This window comes from Streptomyces luteireticuli (assembly GCF_041519305.1).
Taxonomy (GTDB): domain Bacteria; phylum Actinomycetota; class Actinomycetes; order Streptomycetales; family Streptomycetaceae; genus Streptomyces; species Streptomyces luteireticuli.
The window spans coordinates 1,355,346-1,372,904 of sequence record NZ_CP167927.1 but is presented as its reverse complement, the minus strand read 5'-3'; the positions used below and the strand labels follow the sequence as shown (position 1 = coordinate 1,372,904).

7 protein-coding genes and 1 pseudogene are annotated in these 17,559 nt (G+C 73.6%); all 8 read left to right on the top strand.

What is annotated here, in order from left to right:
* Positions 1-19 precede the first annotated feature (19 nt).
* Positions 20-8,452 (top strand): annotated as a pseudogene (locus AB8735_RS05680) (type I polyketide synthase); the annotation flags it as partial.
* Between the two features lie 51 nt (positions 8,453-8,503).
* Complete coding sequence (locus AB8735_RS05675; protein WP_344022904.1) at positions 8,504-9,409, top strand: proline iminopeptidase-family hydrolase; 906 nt, start codon at positions 8,504-8,506, stop codon at positions 9,407-9,409.
* A 114-nt stretch (positions 9,410-9,523) separates the two neighbouring features.
* The gene (locus AB8735_RS05670; RefSeq protein WP_372405738.1) at positions 9,524-10,351 is read left to right on the top strand and encodes a hypothetical protein; all 828 of its coding nucleotides are present in this window, start codon (positions 9,524-9,526) and stop codon (positions 10,349-10,351) included.
* 34 nt (positions 10,352-10,385) lie between these two features.
* On the top strand, positions 10,386-13,496 hold the full coding sequence (locus AB8735_RS05665; RefSeq protein ID WP_372405736.1) for an amino acid adenylation domain-containing protein: 3,111 nt from the start codon (positions 10,386-10,388) through the stop codon (positions 13,494-13,496).
* Positions 13,497-13,670: 174 nt separating this feature from the next.
* A complete protein-coding gene (locus AB8735_RS05660) occupies positions 13,671-14,552 on the top strand; it encodes a hypothetical protein (RefSeq protein WP_344022911.1) in 882 nt (293 codons plus the stop codon).
* A gap of 73 nt (positions 14,553-14,625) precedes the next feature.
* Positions 14,626-15,546 carry an ACP S-malonyltransferase gene (locus AB8735_RS05655; protein WP_372411782.1) on the top strand — a complete coding sequence of 307 codons (921 nt, stop codon included), beginning with the start codon at positions 14,626-14,628 and terminating at the stop codon, positions 15,544-15,546.
* Positions 15,547-15,641: 95 nt separating this feature from the next.
* Positions 15,642-15,893 carry an acyl carrier protein gene (locus AB8735_RS05650; protein ID WP_344023089.1) on the top strand — a complete coding sequence of 84 codons (252 nt, stop codon included), beginning with the start codon at positions 15,642-15,644 and terminating at the stop codon, positions 15,891-15,893.
* Between the two features lie 52 nt (positions 15,894-15,945).
* Positions 15,946-17,511 (top strand): AMP-binding protein, encoded by a 1,566-nt coding sequence (locus tag AB8735_RS05645; RefSeq protein WP_372405735.1) that lies wholly within the window; start codon positions 15,946-15,948, stop codon positions 17,509-17,511.
* Positions 17,512-17,559: the final 48 nt, after the last annotated feature.

The following is a 17,559-nucleotide window of genomic DNA, read 5'->3' as shown; positions in this document are numbered from 1 at the left end:
GGGAGGGCGACGGAACATGACCACCAACAACGAAGAGAAACTGGTCGACTACCTCAAGAAGGTGGCCGGAGATCTGCACCAGACCCGGCAGCGGCTGCGCGAGGTCGAGGACCGCGGCCGGGAGCCCATCGCGATCGTCGGCATGGCCTGCCGCTACCCCGGCGGCATCACCTCCCCCGAGGAGCTGTGGGACCTCGTCGCCACCGGCGCCGACGGCATATCCGGGCTGCCCGCCGACCGCGGCTGGGACCTGGAGAAGATGTACGACGTCGGCTCCGGCGGCGGCGCCGCGTACGTCCGCAACGGCGGATTCGTCCACGACGCCACCGAGTTCGACGCCGGGTTCTTCGGCATCTCGCCGCGCGAGGCCCTCGCCATGGACCCGCAGCAGCGCCTGGTGCTCGAATCGTCCTGGCACGCCCTGGAACACGCCGGCATCGACCCCGCCACCCTGCGCGGCAGCCGCACCGGCGTCTTCGTGGGTGCCAACAGCTCCGACTACGTCACGGTCATCCAGCGCGCCCCCGAGGCCGCCAAGGGCTATCTGATGACGGGCGTCGGCGGCAGCGTCGTCTCGGGCCGGGTGTCGTACGTGCTGGGCCTGGAGGGCCCGGCGGTCACCGTCGACACGGCATGCTCGTCGTCCCTGGTCGCCCTGCACCTCGCCGTGCAGGCGCTGCGCAACGGCGACTGCACGATGGCCCTCGCCGGCGGCGTCACCGTCGTCTCCACCCCCGGCCAGTTCATGGACTTCGGCAAGCTGCGCGGCCTCGCCCCCGACGGCCGTTGCCGGGCCTTCGCCGAGGCGGCCGACGGCACCGGCTTCGCCGAGGGCGTCGGCGTACTGCTCGTGGAGCGGCTGTCGGACGCGCGGAAGAACGGTCACCGGGTGCTGGCGGTGGTGCGGGGTTCGGCGATCAATCAGGACGGTGCGAGCAATGGTCTGACGGCGCCCAACGGTCCGTCCCAGCAGCGCGTCATCCGCCAGGCCCTCGCCAACGCCCGGCTTTCCGCCGAACATGTCGACGCCGTCGAGGCGCACGGCACCGCCACCAAGCTCGGCGACCCGATCGAGGCCCAGGCCCTGATCGCCACCTACGGCCAGGACCGGCCCGCCGACCGGCCGTTGTGGCTGGGCTCGTTGAAGTCCAACATCGGCCACGCCCAGGCCGCCGCCGGTGTCGCCGGGGTCATCAAGATGGTCATGGCGATGCGCGCCGGCGTCCTTCCGCAGACCCTGCACGTCGACGCCCCGACCTCGCACGTGGATTGGTCGGCCGGTTCCGTGGAGCTGCTGACGGAGGAGCGTGCGTGGCCGACGGCGAGCGGCGAGCCGCGCAGGGCCGGTATCTCCTCCTTCGGCATCAGCGGGACCAACGCCCACCTCATCGTGGAGGAGGCTCCGGCCTCAGAGGAGCCCGCTGCCGTCGAGGGGTCGAAGGCCGACGGTGTGGTGCCGTGGGTGTTGTCGGCGCGTGGTGCGCGGGCGTTGCGGGCGCAGGCGGCGCGGCTGGTGGAGTTCGCCGAGGCCCGCTCGTCGCTGGACCTGGCGGACACCGGCTTCTCCCTCGCCACGACCCGCGGGGCGCTCGACCACCGGGCCGTCGTGATCGGTTCCGACCGCGAGCAGCTCATCGAGGGCTTCAAGGCGCTCGCCGAGGGACGCCCTGCTCCCCAACTGGTCGAGGGCACTGCCTCCGGTGACACGGGCCAGGTCGCCTTTGTGTTCCCGGGGCAGGGGTCGCAGTGGGTGGGGATGGCGGTTGGTCTGCTGGATGAGAGTCCTGTTTTTGCGGAGCGGATCGCGGCGTGTGAGCGGGCGTTGGCGTCCTGCGTGGACTGGTCTCTCACCGGTGTTCTTCGTGGTGTGGAGGGTGCGCCTGGTTTTGACCGGGTGGATGTGGTGCAGCCGGTGTTGTGGGCGGTGATGGTGTCGCTGGCTGAGGTGTGGCGTTCGTATGGTGTGCGGCCGTCGGCGGTGGTCGGGCACTCGCAGGGTGAAATTGCCGCTGCCGTGGTGTCGGGTGCGCTGTCGCTCGAAGATGGTGCGCGTGTGGTGGCGTTGCGTTCGCGGGCGATTGAGGCTTTGGCGGGCCGGGGTGGGATGGTGTCGGTTCCGCTGCCGGTGGATGGTGTGCGTGAACTGATCGGGCGGTGGGACGGCCGGGTGTCGGTGGCGGCCGTGAATGGCCCGACCTCGGTGGTGGTCTCCGGTGAAGTGGCGGCCTTGGACGAGCTGATGGCCCACTGCGAGACCCACGAGATCCGTGCCCGTCGCATCCCCGTGGACTACGCCTCGCACTCCGCCGTCGTGGAGGAGATCCGGGAGCGGATCTTGGAGGTTCTGGCTCCTGTTGTGCCGCTTAAGCCGGGGGTGCCGTTCTTCTCGACGGTGACGGGGGAGTGGCTGTCGGACGCCGTGACCGACGCCGATTACTGGTACCGAAACCTGCGCCAGACCGTCGAACTGGCCGATGCAGTAGCTGCATTGTCGTCCCAGGGTTTCGGAGCGTTCATCGAGGTGAGCGCGCATCCGGTTCTGACCGTCCCGGTGCAGGAGACTCTGGAGGGTACGGACGCGGTGGTGCTGGGCACCTTGCGTCGTGACGAGGGTGGTCTGGAGCGCTTCCTGACCTCCCTGGCCGAAGCCCACACCCGCGGCATCGCCCCCGACTGGACCGCGGTGTTCGGCACCGCCCGGCGCGTGGACCTGCCGACCTACGCGTTCCAGCGTGAGCGCTACTGGCCGAAGATCATGTCCTCGGCCGGCGACGTGACGTCCGCCGGACTCGGCTCGACGGGGCACCCGCTGCTGGGTGCGGCCGTCGTACTGGCCGACGGCGAGGGCGTGTTGCTGACGGGACGCCTCTCGCGGGCGACTCACTCTTGGCTGGTGGATCACCAGGTGGCGGGCGCGGTCCTCGTCCCGGGCACTGCCTTCGTCGAACTCGCCGTCCGCGCGGGCGACGAGGTGGGCTGCGGGCTCGTCGAGGAGCTGACCCTTGAGGCACCCCTCGTCCTCCCCGAACGCGGCGGAATCCACCTCCAGGTCGCGACCGGTGCTCCCGACGCCGTCGGGAACCGCACGTTCACCGTGCACTCCCGGGCCGATGACGCCGCCGCCGACGAGCCATGGATCCGGCACGCCACCGGCGTCCTGACGCCCGCCGTGCCCAAGGCCGGTTTCGAGGAAGGTACTTGGCCGCCGGTCGGTGCCGACCCGGTTGCCCTGGACTCCTTCTACGAAGGGCTCGCCGGCGCCGGGATGACCTATGGTCCCGCCTTCCAGGGCCTGCACCGGGCATGGCGGCGCGGTGACGAGGTGTTCGCCGAGGTCGTCCTGCCCGACGGCGTGGACGCGGCCGGGTTCGGCCTGCATCCGGCGCTGCTGGACGCCGCCCTCCACCCGCTCACCCTCGGCATCGTCCTGCCCGGTACCCGGCAGGGCGCCGCCGACGGGCCCTGGCTGCCGTTCGCCTGGGAAGGCGTGGCACTGCGCGCCTCCGGCGCCACCGCGCTGCGGGTGCACCTCGCCCCCGTCGGCAGCGACGCCGTCGCCGTGACCGTCGCCGACCCGACCGGCACCGTCGTCGCGTCCGCCGAGGCGCTCACCCTGCGCCGGACGTCCGCCGACGCCCTCACCGCGGCCCGTACGGTCCACCACGACGCGCTGTTCCGCATCGCCTGGCCCGCCGTCCCCGTCGCGCCCCTGCCCGCCGGACAGGTTGCCCGCCCCGTGGCCGTCGGTGACGTCCCCGCGGCCCTCCGGGCACAGCTCGATGTCCGGGACGGCGGCCTCGACGGCCTCGCGCCCGCCGGGGACGTGCTCGTCTTCCCCGCGTCCGGTGCCGGGTTGCGCGACACGGCGCACCGGGGCCTGGACGAGGTGCGGACCTGGCTCGCCGACGAGCGGTTCGCGTCGTCCCGTCTGGTCGTCGTGACGCGGGGGGCCGTCGCCGTGGACGAGGACGCCGAGCTGGCCGACCCGGCCCAGGCCACTCTGTGGGGCCTGGTGCGCTCGGCGCAGTCGGAGCACCCCGGCCGGTTCGTCCTGCTGGACCTGGACGCCGCGGCCGCCTCGTACGATGCGCTGGGTGCGGCCCTGGCGTCCGAGGAGCCCCAACTGGCGCTGCGCGACGGCGCGGTGCGCGTACCACGGCTGGACCGGGTGGCCCGGTCCGAGGAGCCGGCCGCCGCCCCCTGGGGGCCGGGCCCGGTGCTGATCACCGGAGCCACCGGCACGCTCGGCGGTCATGTCGCCCGGCACCTGGTCACCGAGCACGGTGTCCGCAGCCTGGTCCTGGCCAGCCGTCGGGGCCCCGACGCCCCCGGCGCGGACGGGCTGCGCGAGGAACTCGCCGCCCTGGGTGCCGAGGTGACCGTCGTCGCCTGCGACGCCGCCGACCGGGAGGCGGTCACCGGCCTGCTGCGCCGCCACCCCGTCACGGGTGTGGTGCACACGGCCGGTGCCCTCGACGACGGCGTCATCGAGTCCCTCACCCCCGAGCGGCTCGACACCGTCCTGCGGCCGAAGGCCGAGGCCGCGCGCGTCCTGCACGAGGTCACCCGTGAACTCGGCCTGGAACTCACGGCGTTCGTGCTGTTCTCCTCGGCCGCCGGGGTCTTCGGCCCCGCGGGTCAGGCCAACTACGCGGCCGCCAACGCCTACGCGGACGCCCTCGTCCGGCACCGCCGCGCACTGGGCCTGCCCGGCGTCTCCCTCGCCTGGGGCATGTGGGAGGAGCGCAGCGGGCTCACCGGGCAGCTCGACGGGGCCGACGTGGAGCGCATGAACCGGTCCGGTCTGAGCGGTCTGGGATCCGCTGAGGGCCTGGCGCTCCTGGACGCCGCCCTCGCGGACGGCGACGCCCTGCTCGTCCCCGCCAAGCTGGACCTGGCCGGTCACCGGGACCCGGCCGACGCCGGAACGCTGCCGGTGCTGCTGCGCGGCCTCGTGCGGACGCCCGTCCGCCGCCGGGCCGAGACCGGTGCCGCCTCGGCGTCGCTCCTCGAACAGCGCCTGGCCGGAGCCTCCGTGGAGGAGCGCGGCCGGATCCTGCTGGACCTGGTGCGCACCCAGGTCGCCGCGGTGCTCGGGCACAGCGGGCCCGCCGCCGTCGAGCCGGACCGCGCCTTCGGCGAGATCGGCTTCGACTCGCTGACGGCCGTCGAGTTCCGCAACCGGCTGGCCGCCGCGACCGGGCTGCGGCTGTCCGCCACCCTGGTCTTCGACCACCCCAACCCGACTGCCGTCGCCGCCCACCTGGACGGCCGGCTCACCGGTACGGGCACCGCGCGGACCGCGCGCGTCACGGCGGGGGCGGCGGCCGACGAGCCGATCGCGATCGTCGCCATGGCCTGCCGCTTCCCCGGCGGTGTGAGCTCCCCGGAGGACCTGTGGCGGCTCGTCGCCGAGAACGGTGACGCCGTCTCCGGCTTCCCGGAGGACCGCAACTGGCCGCTGGCCGAGCTGCACGCCATGGGCGACGGCTACACCAAGCAGGGCGGATTCCTCTACGAGGCGGCCCAGTTCGACGCCGGACACTTCGGCATCTCGCCGCGCGAGGCACTGGCCATGGACCCGCAGCAGCGGCTCTTCCTGGAGGCCGCCTGGGAGGCGTTCGAGCGCGCGGGCATCGACCCGCACGCGGTGCGCGGCAGCCGGACGGGTGTGTTCGGCGGCCTGATGTACCACGACTACGTCTCGCACCTCACCGGGGCGCAGGCGGACGTCGGCGGCTTCATCGGCACCGGCACCTCCGGCGGCGTCCTCTCCGGACGCGTCTCGTACCACTTCGGCCTCGAAGGCCCCGCCGTCACCGTCGACACCGCTTGTTCCTCCTCCCTGGTCGCCCTGCACCTCGCCGTGCAGGCGCTGCGCAACGGCGACTGCACGATGGCCCTCGCCGGCGGTGTCACGGTGCTGGCCACGCCCGGCGCGTTCCTCGACTTCGGGCGGCAGAGCGGACTGGCCCCCGACGGCCGCTGCAAGTCCTTCGCGGCCGCGGCCGACGGCACCGGCTGGTCGGAGGGCGTGGGCGTGCTCCTCGTCGAGCGGCTGTCCGACGCCCGCCGCCACGGCCACCCCGTGCTCGCCCTGGTCCGCGGCAGCGCCGTCAACCAGGACGGTGCGAGCAACGGCATGACGGCGCCCAACGGTCCGGCGCAGCAGCGCCTGATCCGGGAGGCGCTGGCCGGGGCCCGGCTCTCCGCCGACCAGGTGGACGCGGTGGAGGCGCACGGTACGGGTACGACGCTGGGCGACCCGATCGAGGCGCAGGCGCTGCTGGCGACGTACGGTCAGGACCGGCCGGAGGACCGGCCGTTGTGGCTCGGATCCCTGAAGTCCAACATCGGTCACACGCAGGCCGCGGCCGGTGTCGCGGGCATCATCAAGATGGTCATGGCGATGCGGGAGGGCGTCCTCCCGCGGACCCTGCACGTCGACGAGCCGACCCCGCACGTCGATTGGGCCGAGGGCGACGTACGGCTGCTGACCGAGGCCCGCGCGTGGCCGGAGACCGGACGCCCCCGGCGGGCGGCGGTGTCGTCGTTCGGCATCAGCGGCACCAACGCCCACACCATCCTGGAGCAGGCGCCGGACATCGCCGGGCCGGTCACGGTCGCTCCCGGGGCCGTGGGTGATGTGCCGTGGCTGCTGTCGGCCGGCGGCCGGCGCGGTCTGCGGGCCCAGGCCGAGCGGCTGCGCGCCCACCTCGCCGAGCGGACCGATGCCGAACCCGCTGCGGTCGGACGGGCGTTGGCGACCACCCGCGCCGCGCTCAAGCACCGTGTCGCCGTCGTCGGACGGGACCGCGAGGAACTCCTCGCCGGGCTGGAGGCGCTCGCCTCCGGCGCACCGACCGCCCATGTCGTCCAGGGCGAGGTGGTGCAGGGCGCGCTCGCGTTCCTGTTCACCGGGCAGGGCGCCCAGCGGGTCGGCATGGGGGGCGAGCTGTACGGTCGCTACCCCGTCTACGCCGGGGCGTTCGACGCGGTATGCGCGGAGCTGGACCGTCATCTGGAGCGGCCGTTGCGGGAGGTGATCGACGGGGATGGTGAGGCGCTGGATCGTACGGAGTACACGCAGGCCGCGCTGTTCGCCGTCGAGGTCGCGCTGTTCCGTCTGGTCGAGTCCTGGGGTGTTCGTCCTGACTTCCTGGCCGGGCACTCGGTCGGCGAGATCGCTGCCGCGCATGTGGCCGGGGTGTTCTCCCTCGCTGATGCTGCTCGTCTGGTGGCGGCTCGTGGGCGTCTGATGCAGGCGTTGCCGGCCGGTGGGGCGATGGTGTCGGTGCAGGCGTCGGAGGAGACGGTGCTGCCGCTGCTGGCCGGTCGTGAGGACGAGGCGGGCATCGCGGCCGTCAACGGCCCGCTGTCCGTGGTGATTTCCGGTGCCGAGACCGCCGTCCTGGAGATCGCCGATGCGCTTGCCGCGGACGGTGTGAAGACCAAGCGCCTGCGCGTCTCCCACGCCTTCCACTCCCCGCTGATGGAGCCGATGCTGGAGGACTTCCGCCAGGTCGTCTCCCACCTCACCTTCTCCGCTCCCGCCATCCCGGTCGTCACCACCGGCGACATCACATCCCCCGACTACTGGGTGTCCCACGTCCGCGACGCCGTCCGCTTCGCCGATGCTGTCCGCACCCTGGAGGGCGAGGGTGTCCGTACGTTCCTCGAACTCGGCCCGGACGCCGTCCTGTCCGCGATGGGACAGGAGTCGGCGACCGCCGGCGCCGCGTTCGTACCCGCCCTGCGCCGGGACCGGGCCGAGGGGCGCGCCCTGGTGACCGCCCTGGCCCAGCTCCACAACCGGGGCGTCCGCGTCGACTGGGCCGCGTTCCACGGGCCCGCCGGTGCCGGTCGCGTCGATCTGCCCACCTACGCGTTCCAGCGCCGCCGTTACTGGCCGGACGCCCCGGAGCGGCCCGCCGCCGTGCCCGGCGCGGCGGGCCGTACGCCCGCCGAGGCGGGTTTCTGGGAGGCCGTCGACACCGGCGACCTCGCCGCCCTCGCCAAGGCCCTGGAGGTGGACAGCACGTCCGGCCAGGACTCCCTCGCCGAGGTGCTGCCGCTGCTCGCCGCATGGCGGCTCCGGGAGCGGGCCGCCGCCGGGTCCCCGGAGGGGGACGGGGACGAGGCGGCCGGGAGCGGGGACACGGAGCGGATCGAGGCCGCCCGCCGACGGCTTACCGGGCTGGCCGGTGACGACTGGACCTCTGCCGCCCTGGAGATCGTCCGCTCGGAGACGGCCGTCGCCCTCGGGCACGCCTCCGCCGAGGAGGTGGAGGGCGACAGCCAGTTCTTCGACATGGGGATGTCCTCCCTGTCCGCCGTGGAACTGGGCAACCGGCTCGGCGCCGTCTTCGGCACCGCGCTGGCCGCCGATGTGATGTACGAACACCCGAGCCCGGCGGCCCTCGTGGAGCACCTCCGGCAGGCCGCGGCCTGACCGCCTCCCGCCTCCCGCCTCCCGCACACTTCCCTACGAAAGTTGAACCCCGTGTCTATTCCGCCCACCACCAAGGGACACGCACCGTTCGGCACCCACCGGACCTGGTACCGGGTCACCGGCGACCTCGCCTCCGGCCGCACCCCGCTCGTCCTCGTGCACGGCGGCCCCGGCAGCACCCACGACTACCTGCTGCGCCTGGCCGCCCTCGCCGAGGACGGCCGGCCCGTCGTCCACTACGACCAGCTGGGCAACGGCGGATCCACCCATCTGCCCCACCGCGGGGCCGACTTCTGGACCCTCGGGCTGTTCCTCGACGAGCTGGACAACCTGCTGAACCATCTGGGCATCGCCGACGACTATGTGCTGTTCGGCCAGTCCTGGGGCGGCGTGCTCGCCGCCGAGCACGCCGCCGCGCGCCCCGCCGGGCTGCGGGGCCTGGTCCTGGCCAACTCCCCGGCCTCGTACCCCGTATGGCTGGAGGAGATGGCGGTCCTCAGGGCCGCCCTGCCCGCAGACGTGCAGGAGACGCTGCGCCGGCACGAGGCGGCCGGCACCACCGGCAGCGCCGAGTACTGGCAGGCCACGCTGGAGTTCTACGGCCGGCACGTCTGCCGTCTGGACCCATGGCCGCGCGAGGTCGCCGCGTCGTTCATGGAGATCTACAACGACCCGACCGTGTACCACACCATGAACGGGCCCACCGAGTTCCACGTCACCGGAACCCTCAAGGACCACTCGGTGATCGACCGGCTGCCCGCCGTGGACGTGCCCACCCTGCTGATCTCCGGGCGGCACGACGAGGCCACGGCCCGCTGTGTGCAGCCGTTCTTCGACCACATCCCGGACGTGCTCTGGGAGGTCTTCGAGGAGTCCAGCCACATGCCGCACGTCGAGGAGCCGGAGCGGTTCGACGCCGTCATGCGCGGCTTCCTCGCCGGCCTCGACGCCGCGTAAGGGCGGCCTAGGGGGCCCGTGCGGCCCCCTAGGGGTTCCCCGCCGTCACCACCGGCCTTAGCCTCCACAAGCCGGTCATTCCGTCCAGTGCGCCTTCCCGGGAGAAACGACCCCATGGCAACACCCACCTCGTGGAACATCGTCACCAGCGCCGACAGCAATGAGGTGGTGATCGCCGCCGACTTCCCCGCCACGGGCCGCCCCGAGGCGCAGTTCACCGACCTGGCACCGCTGTTGGGCGATTCCCGCTCCTTCTGGCAGACCGTGCCGCCCGTCGTCTCCCCGGAGGACGCGGTCAGCGGCGCCGACTACATCGCGCGGTGGGGCGCCGAACTGGCCGACAGCGGGCTCGTCGTCCGCGGCGTGCTGGGCTTCTGCGTCGGCGGCGTCTACGCGGCCGCGCTCGCCGACGAGGCGGCCCGCCGTCAGGAACGGCCGCCCGTCCTGGTGCTGTTCGACCCCGAGCAGGCCACCGTCCCCACCCTGTACTGGCAGTTCGAGAAGCTCCTGGGCAACCTCGCGACCGTGCTGTCCGCCGAGGAGATCACCCGCGTCCGCGACACCTCGCTCGCCCTGATGCAGGAGCACGGCGAGGACGTGGGCGGCTACGCCGCCGGTCTCCACCGGGTCTTCCGCTCCGTCGCCGTGGACGCCTTCGGACGGCTCGGCCTCGACGCGGAGCGCACCGAGGAGATGATCGGGCTGTTCTCCTCGTTCATCTCCTACTTGTCCGTCGCCGCCCGGCTGGACGTGCGGGACACCTGGCTGCGGGCCACCGCCGTCAGTTCGTCCAGCCCGCGCAGCGGCCTCAACGCGGACCGCTCCCCGGAGGGCGGGGACTCCCCGCTGGTCGCCCGGGAGATCCGCTTCGACACCGAGCACGCCCAGCTGCTCCGTTCGGACGCCGTCGCCGCGACCGTGCGCGAACTGCTGCAGAAGTAACCGCTGCAGAACCGGAACGAGGTAAGGAAGAGCCATGCGGCGCCCCGCCACCCGCAAGGAGGAGGCCCTGTGGCTCCTCGAGAAGTTCGTCCCCGGGACCGGGGTCAACAATCTGTCGGTCGTTTTCCAGGTGGACGGTGAACTGGAGCCCGCCGCGGTCCGGGAGACCCTCGACCACCTGCTCGCCCGGCACGCCGTGCTGCGCACCGTCTTCGACGACGACGGCGGCCTGTGGGCCCGGACGCTGGAGCCGGGACGGGCCCGGGTCGAGCTGGAGGAGGCGGCTTCCGCCGGCGGTCCCGTCGCCGAGGAGCTGCGGCCCTTCATCGCGGAGCCCTTCCGCCAGGACGGCTCGCTCCTGGTGCGGGCCCGGCTGCTGGGCCGTGCGGACGGCGACGTGCTGTGCGTGGCCGTGCACCACTCCGTCTTCGACGGGCTGTCCGCGCAGCTCTTCCTCGGTGAATTCACCGCCCTCTACGAGGCGTTCGTCTCCGGCCACCGGCCACCGCCGGAGCTGCGGGACGAGGTGCCCGCCTGGCGGGAGCCGGAGGCGGGGGAGGGCGCCGCCGCCTACTGGCGGGAGCAGCTGGCCGGGTTCCGCGCCGACGGGCTGGGGCTGGCCAACGAGCGGCAGGGCGGCGCGGTCACCACCCTGGCCGGTGACGAGGTCACCGTCCGGCTGGCGCCCGGCGTCAAGGAGGTCGTGGCCCGCCTGCAGCGGGAGCTGCGGGCGCCCGAGGCCGTGGTGCTGCTGGCCGCCTACTACCTGCTGCTGGCCGCGCACGGCGCGGGCCCCGACCTCACGGTCGGCTCGCCGGTGAGCCTGCGCGACCGCGGAGCGCAGGGCGCGCTCGGCTACCACATCAACGTGCTGACGCTGCGGCTGGCCGTCGACGCCGGGGAGAGCTTCCGCGAGCTGGTCGCCCGGGCCCGCAAGGTGTTCCTCGGCGGCATGACGCACGCCGCCCATCCCGTCGACGAACTGCTGAGCACCGTCGGGCGGTCGGACGCCGCCTGGCGCAACCTGCTGTTCCGGCATGTGTTCAACTACGCCCCGCTGGCCGCCCCCGCGGACTTCGCGCTCGACGGACAGCGGGCCACGCAGCTGACCGTGGAGAACGGGTCCAGCAAGTTCGACCTGGAGTTCTTCGTCACCGCCCACCCGGACGCGCTGACCGTACGGGCCGCCTACTGCACCGAGGTCTTCGAACGGGCGGACGTGGAGCTGATGGTGCGCCGCTACGAGGAGCTGCTGCTGGCCCTCGGCGAGGACCCCGACCGGCCGGTGGGCGGCGTCCCGGTCTGGTGCGAGCGGGACCGGCGGGCCGTCGAGGCCGCCAACACCACCGGGCGCGAGGTGCCGTGGCCCACCGTGGCCGCCGCCGTGGCCCGTGCCGTGGCCGGGGGCCCGGACGCGGTGGCCGTCGAGGACGGTGAACGACGCGTCACCCGGGGCGAGTTGTGGGCCGCCGCCGAGGCCACCCGCGCGCTGCTGGCCGACGAGGGCGTCGGTGCCGGTGACGTGGTCGCCCTGGCGGGCCGGCGCGGGGCGGAGACCGCGGCCGCGGTGCTCGGCGTGTGGCTGGCGGGCGCCGCCTATCTGCCGGTCGACCCCGACCACCCCGAGCAGCGGATCGCCTACCAACTGACCGACTCCGGCGCCAAGGTGGTGCTCGCCGGACCCGGCGTCACCGTGCCCGGCGAGGGGCGCAAGGTGCTGCCGGTGCCCGGGATACCGGAGGGCGTGGGGGCGCTGCCCGACCCGGCGGCCGTCGCCGCCCTGGCCGGCTCCGGCGACCTCGCCTACCTGATCTACACCTCCGGTTCCACCGGCCGCCCCAAGGGCACCCTCGTCGGCCACGGGGCGCTCGCCAACCTCGTCGCGCACTTCGCGGCGGAGCTGGCGGCGGGGCCGGACGACACCACGCTGTGGCTGACGACGTTCAGCTTCGACATCTCCGCCCTGGAGCTGTACCTGCCGCTGGTCACCGGGGGCAGGCTGGCCGTCGCCCCGGACGAGGCGCGCACCGATGGGGCGGTGCTGCGGGAGCTGCTGGAGCGGCACCGCGTTACCGTCGTCCAGGCCACGCCCACGACCTGGCGGCTGGTGCTGCCGGAGGCCGCCGGCCGGCTGGCCGGGCTGCGCGTGCTCAGCGGAGGGGAACCCCTGCCGGGCGCGCTCGCGGCACAACTGGCCGCCATCGGCTGCGAGTTGCGCAATGTGTACGGGCCGACCGAGACCACCGTCTGGTCCACCGCCGGACGGGTCCGCCCGGGCGGCACCGGACGGGTCGGGGTCGGCACCCCGATCGCCAACACCCGCGTCTTCGTGGCCGGTCCGGACGGGCGCGAGCTGCCGCCCGGCGTCCGCGGCGAGCTGTGCATCGCCGGCACCGGTGTGGCGGCCGGCTACCACGACCGGCCCGGGCTGACCGCGGAGCGCTTCGGCGTCCACCCGGTGCACGGGCGCCACTACCGCACGGGCGATCTGGCCCGCTGGCTCCCGGAGGGAACCCTGGAGATCCTCGGCCGCCTCGACCGGCAGATCAAGCTGCGCGGCAACCGCATCGAGCTCGGCGAGGTCGAGGCCGTGCTGCTGGAGCACCCCGACGTCCGGGCGGCGGCCGTGGTCGTCGCCGAGGACGCGGCCGGGGAGCCGGTACTGGCCGCGTTCGTGGTGGGACCGGACCGGCCGGAGGCGGCGGACGAGCTGTGGGCGCACGCCCGCGGCGCCCTGCCGCTGTCCGCGGTGCCGCAGGAGTACGCCGTCGTGGACGCCTTCCCGATGACGGGCAACGACAAGGTGGACTACCCGGCCCTGACCCGGGAGGTGGCGCGGCGCCGCGCCGCGGCCGCGGACACCGGTCCCGCCGGCGCCGACCCCGGCGACCCGGTGGTGGCCCGGCTGACCGGCCTGTGGCGCGAGACCCTGCAACGCGAGGACGTGAACGGGGACACCAACTTCTTCGCCGCGGGCGGCCATTCGCTGCTCGGGGCCACCCTGGTCATGAAGCTGGAGGCCGCCTTCGGCGTCAAGCTGAAGCTGACCGATCTGTTCGACAACCCGCAGCCCGCGGCGTTCGCCCGCAGGCTCGGGGAACTGGCACCCCGAAGGGCGGCCGGGGAATCCCCGGACCCCGAATAGGGGGCCCTTAGGGGTTTGTTCGTGCCCTCACCGGCACAACACTTGGCGATGGATTCCCGGGTGACCGGCAGCGCCGTGGTGGACGCTGCCGCGGCCGGCCGGGAATCCGGAGCACGACGGTGCGGCGAGGACGCCGCGCGCACATTGGGGAGCGTGGAGGAAATGGCGGCAAACATGGCGAACGGCAATTGCCGTTCCTGGACCGGAAACGGAAGGCCCGATCTGCTCCTGCGGGACCAGGAGTCCGGTGACGTGTTCGTACGGCAGCACAGCGGTGCCTTCGACGGACTGGACACCTTCCTGCCCCCGGTGAAGATCGCCGAGAACCTCGGCTGGCCCCGGTTCTTCTTCCTGCGCCCGCTGGACAGCGGCAACGGCCGCGCCGACCTCCTGGCGTTCAGCATCGCCGAGATCAACCCGGGCGAGGGCGAGCACCACGAGCACGGCCTCTACCTGCTCCGCAACAACGGCCTCAACGGCCTTCAGACCCTGGGCGAACCGCTGCGGATCTCCGGCAAGCGGGACGACAAGGAGTGGGAGACCCTCGCCGCCGCCGACGTCAGCGGCACCGGCTGCGACGACACCGTCAGCCGGGAGAAGGACGCCGGACACGTCGACTGGTTCCGCCACGTCGGACAGGTCCTGCCCCACGACACCTGGGACAAGACCCCCCGCCGGCTGACCACCGTCGACGTGGACGACTTCCCCGTCGCCATGGTGGACGTCTCCGGCAACGGCAGGCTCGACCTGGTGGTGCTGCGCAGCAACGGCGACCTGGACGTCTTCGTGTTCGCCGACGACCACGACTTCGCCACCGCGCAGGGCGCGGGCGAGGGCACCTGGTACACCGTGGCCCGGGGCTGGAACGAGTACCGCCTGATCGTCAGCACCGACATCGACCTCGACGGCCGCCCCGACCTGCTGACCCTGCGCCACGACGGCACCCTGCTCGCCCACCGGCACCGCGGCGCCTTCGACCCGCGCCGCCCGCTGGAGACCTTCGAGAAGCCGGTGCCCGTGGCCGAGGACTGCTGGCACTACGACGTGATCAGCTGACATGGCACCCGGAACGGCCGCCCCGCCCCCGGCGGCAGAGGACGCCCCCGAGGAGCGGCGCACGGGAACGGCCATGGTCTTTCCCGGAATGGGGCCGGTGAAATACGCCGACGTCAGCCGTTTCCTGCTGACCAGTCCGCACGCCCGGCGGCTGCGGAAGGCCGCGGAAGAGGTGCTCGGATATTCCCTCGCCGACCGGTACCGGGAATCCGAGGAGGATTACGCGGAAGTCGCCCAGGTGGTCTTCCTGGTGAACTGTCTGGCCCTCGCCGAATGGGCAAGGGAAAGACACGGGGTGGAACCCGTCGCCTGCGCCGGACCGAGTTTCGGGCAGAAAGCCGTGACGGCCTTCAGCGGCGCCCTGCCCTTCCCGGAGGTCGTCGACCTGACCGCGCGGCTGGCCCGCTGCGAGGCCGACTACTTCGCCCGCGAGCACCGGGACGTGGTGACCCTGTCGTTCGTCCGCGTGCCCGAGGACGAACTGGCGCCCGTCCTGGCCGAGATGGACGACCGGGGCGCGTGGTACGACATCTCCTGCCACCTGGACCACGACTTCTTCATGGTGTCGCTGCGCGAGGGCGAACTCGACGCCTTCCAGCGGCGCTTGAGGTCCCTCGGCGGACTTCCCCTGTACACCATGCGGCCGCCCATGCACTCCGCCGCCTTCGGAGCGCTGCGGCGCACCGTCGAGGAGGAGGTCCTGCCGCGGTACCGGTTCGCCGACCCCCGGCTGCCGGTCGTCGCCGACCAGGACGGCACCGTCGTCGACACGGCCGAGGGCATGCGCACCCTGCTCCTCGACGGCATCGTCCGGCCGGTGCGCTGGCCCGACGTGGTGCGGACGCTGCGCGGCCTCGGCGTGGGCCGGGTCTGCGTCGCCGGGCCCGACGGTCTCTTCGGCCGGGTCGGCTGCACCGTGAACACCTTCGACGTCCTGGCCGCGGACCCGCGCGCCGCGCTGCGGCCCAGGACCCCCGCGCCGCTGCCGGCCTGACCGCGCCGGCGCCGTCCCCCGCCTTCCGGCCGCCCCGACGCGGCGGCCCGGCAGCACCTGAAGACACCGACACGACAAGAGGGGTTGTGGACACCATGTGGGACCAGCGATTCGAGGAGATCCTCCGCGGCCGCCTGCCGTTCCTGACGCCCGGCGAGGAGCTCGCCGCCGACCTGAACCTGCGCGACCACGGCCTGGACTCCCTGGGCATCGTCGAGCTGGTGGGCGCCCTGGAGGACGCGTACGAGGTGAGCTTCCGCGACGGGGCGCTGACCGTCTCGAACTTCGAGACGGCCGGAATCCTGTGGAAGACCCTGTCCGGCCTGGCCGACGGCGCCCGCGGCTGACCGGCCGACACGGACGGGACGGACGGGACGCACGGGCGGAACGAGGGACGAGATGACCGACGGCGCGGCGTACGGGCTGCACGGACGATTTCTGCGCGGCCTCGCGCGGGCCGGTGGTGACGGCGAGGCGCTGCGCGCCGACGGCCGCAGTGTCGGCTACCGGGAGCTGCACCGCACCGCGCTCGCCTGGGCCGGTGCGCTGCTGGAGGCCACCGGCGGGCGCCCCGGCGTCATCGGCGTCCTCGGCAACAAGACGGTGGACGCCTACACCGCGACGCTCGCCGCGCTCTACACCGGCTCCGCCGTGGTGCCCCTGCACCCCGGCTTCCCCGAGGCCCGCACCCGGCGGACGCTGCGGGCCGCCGGGGTGACGGCCCTGGTGGCCGCCGCCGACGCGGCCCCGCTGCTGCCCGGGCTGCTCGGCCCGGACAGCTCCCTGCCGGTGCTGGTGCCGGAGGTCCCCGGCGCGGGCACCGTCGAACTGCGGCCGGGACAGGCCCTGGACGCGCCCCGGACCGTCGAACCCGGGGACACCGCGTACATCCTGTTCACCTCCGGCTCCACCGGCCGCCCCAAGGGCGTGCCGATCAGCCACGGCTCCTGCGCCTTCTACTTCCGACAGGTCGAGGAGCGCTACGACTTCACGCCGCAGGACGTCTTCTCCCAGACCTTCGACCTCACCTTCGACTGCGCGATGTTCGACCTGTTCACCGCGTGGGGCTCCGGGGGGACCCTGGTCGCCGTGGAGCCCGGTGCGCTCTTCGCGCTGCCGGACTTCCTCGCCGCACAGCGGGTGACCGTCTGGTTCTCCACCCCCAGCGCGATCCGGCTGGTCCGCCGCACCGGCGGACTGGCCCCGGGCTCCCTGCCGGCGCTGCGCTGGAGCCTGTTCGCCGGGGAGGCCCTCAAGGCCGAGGACGTCGCGGACTGGCAGCGGGCGGCCCCGGCCGCCACCGTGGAGAACCTCTACGGCCCCACCGAGCTGACCATCACCATCACCGCCCACCGCTGGGACCCGGCGACCTCGCCCGACGCCTGTGTGCATGGCGCGGTGCCCATCGGCCGGGTGCACGAGGGACACGACTGGCTGCTCGCCGACGAAGACGGCGCACCGGGGGACCCGGACGCGGTCGAAGGCGAACTGTGGGTCAGCGGACCCCAGTTGACCCGGGGCTACCTCCACCGGGCCGACGACGCCGACCGCTTCCCCCGGCACGCGGGCCGCATCTGGTACCGCACCGGGGACTGGGTGCGCCGCGCCCCCGACGGCCAACTCACCTACCTGGGACGCATCGACCACCAGGTCCAGGTGCAGGGCATCCGCGTCGAACTGGCCGAGATCGACCACGCCGTGCGCGGCTGCGCCGGCGTCGAGGACGCGGTCACCGTCGCCACCCGCGACGGGGACGCCCTCGAACTGGTCGTCTTCTACACGGGCGAGGCCCGGCCGCCCGCCCAGTTCGCCCGGCAACTGCGGCAGGTGCTCCCGCCGGGCACCCTGCCCAGGCACTACGAGCACCTGCCGGCGCTCCCCCTCAACGCCAACCGCAAGACCGACCGGACCGGTCTCACCACCCGCGCCGAGGCCCTGGTGGGGCGCCGGCCGGCCGCACGCTGAACTCCCGCACGGGCAGCGCCCGCCGCGGGGACGGGCACCGGCACCCAC